This is a genomic window from Pseudomonas sp. (assembly GCF_050739995.1).
Lineage (GTDB): Bacteria > Pseudomonadota > Gammaproteobacteria > Pseudomonadales > Pseudomonadaceae > Aquipseudomonas.
In genome coordinates this window covers 1-1,759 of record NZ_JBOICG010000541.1, presented here as the reverse complement: position 1 = coordinate 1,759, position 1,759 = coordinate 1, and the positions used below count along the sequence as shown (strand labels likewise).

The following is a 1,759-nucleotide window of genomic DNA, read 5'->3' as shown; positions in this document are numbered from 1 at the left end:
CCAGCCAGGAATGCTTGATCAAACCCAGCAGTCGCTGGTCGTCTTTGGCGCGTACAGATTGCGGCTCAGACAGCCAGGCGTAATAACCGCTGGGATGGACTTTCAGCGTCAGGCAAAGCCGTCGAATGGAATAGTCGCCCGCTCGCTGCTTTATAAAGGCGTACTTCAACCGCACTCCTTGGCAAAGTACGCGGCGGCCTTTTTTAAGATGTCTCGCTCTTCGGTGACCCGCTTGAGTTCGGCTCGCAGACGACGCAGTTCAGCGTGCTGATCATCGTCTTGCTTCCTTTCTCCTTGAGGTTTGCTGTAGCGCTTTATCCAGGCATAGAGGCTATGCGACGACACGCCAAGACGCGCCGCCACATCAGCGACAGGCAGCTTCTTTTCGGTCACTTGATTGACCGCTTGGATTTTGAATTCTTCGGGGTAACGCGGGTTGCTCATGGCACCTCCTAATTGACCTCAGTTTAAGGCAAAGAGGTGTCTACGAAACCCGGGGCGATTCAACAGCCTCACGAAACCAAAGAGCGAACGACATGCATGTGGTACCAAATTTGACCATTGGCGGGCTGGCGCGTGGATAGACTTGATCGCTTAGGTGGTGGCTGGCTTCTAACTTTGGACGACCGATCATTGAGCCGTTTACTCACGAAAAGATTTAAAGACTTACCGCCACGGAGTTACAGTGCCGTAAGGGTGCCCTGGTAAAGCACTGGACCTGTCGGCTGTCCTGTTGGCGATCCGCCCTCGGGTTCAAGACTGACGGCCAAAGTGCTTGACTCACCCATGAGAGCTTTCTGCGCGCTGGCCAACTTGATCTCCCCATCTCCACCTGGCGGTATCACCCCAAGGGACACGGGTTTGCCACCTGGCGGAATAAGCCACATTTGCAAGCTACGACCCTTTTCAACTTTGGCCAACGCCTGCGGTTTGATTCTCAGGTAGTCCTCTCGCGTTTCAATGCTCATCCAAGACTGTGCGTCAGCGCTATACAGCGTGGCACCGTAACGTACATCGTCACGGTTGTAGATAACGCCTAGCGTTACTGCTACTACCAGTGAACATGCTGCGATCGTCACTCGGAGCCAGTTCCAGAGAGGCCGTTTCATAGGCTGCTGCATTGTTTGCGGATTAATGCGGGCCGTAACTTTGCGCCAAACACGATCCGGTACAGGTTGTTCAGGCAGAGCCTCAGTAAGGCTCATGAGGCATTCCTGCCATTGCGCCAGTTCCGCGCGAAGTTCCGAGTCTTTTAATAACAGCTGCTCAAAGCGCCGTCGTGCGGTGTGCGGCATCAACCCGATGGCATAGTCGGCGGCAAGTGCGCGACGCATACTTGGAGTTTGGTAGTTCATGACTCAAGGCACCTGCGCAGATGCTCCATGCCCCGGCGTATCCAAGACTTCACCGACCCTAGCGGTGCCGAAAGGTGTTCGGCCAACTCTGAACAGGAGAGTCCCCCAAAGTAGGCAATGGTGATCGATTGGCGTTGCATCCCTTCTAGCTTATCCAGGCACCGATTCAATGTGCTGGTCTCACGGGAACTGTTTAGTTGGTCATGTGCCGAGGGGCTATCATCGACCAGCATCTGCGCGTCGAGATCATTCAGCGGACGGTCGCGATATTTTCGCAATTGGTCGATGGCCTGGTTTCGCGTTATGTTGATCATCCAGGTCATCGGCGCCGACAGGTGGGATTGGTAGCGTGAAGCATTGTTCCAAATACGCACAAAACTTTCCTGTAGTACCTCTTCAGCGAG

Annotated in this window: 2 protein-coding genes and 1 pseudogene; all 3 read right to left on the bottom strand. The window is 54.4% G+C overall.

Going from position 1 to position 1,759, the window contains the following annotated elements:
* Positions 1-444: pseudogene (locus ACRESD_RS17695) on the bottom strand (transposase); the annotation flags it as partial.
* Between the two features lie 236 nt (positions 445-680).
* On the bottom strand, positions 681-1,355 hold the full coding sequence (locus ACRESD_RS17690) for an anti-sigma factor (RefSeq protein ID WP_431752096.1): 675 nt from the start codon (positions 1,353-1,355) through the stop codon (positions 681-683).
* Positions 1,352-1,759: sigma-70 family RNA polymerase sigma factor (locus tag ACRESD_RS17685; RefSeq protein WP_431752095.1), on the bottom strand; the 408-nt coding region annotated here is incomplete at its 5' end. The genes ACRESD_RS17690 and ACRESD_RS17685, both read right to left, overlap by 4 nt.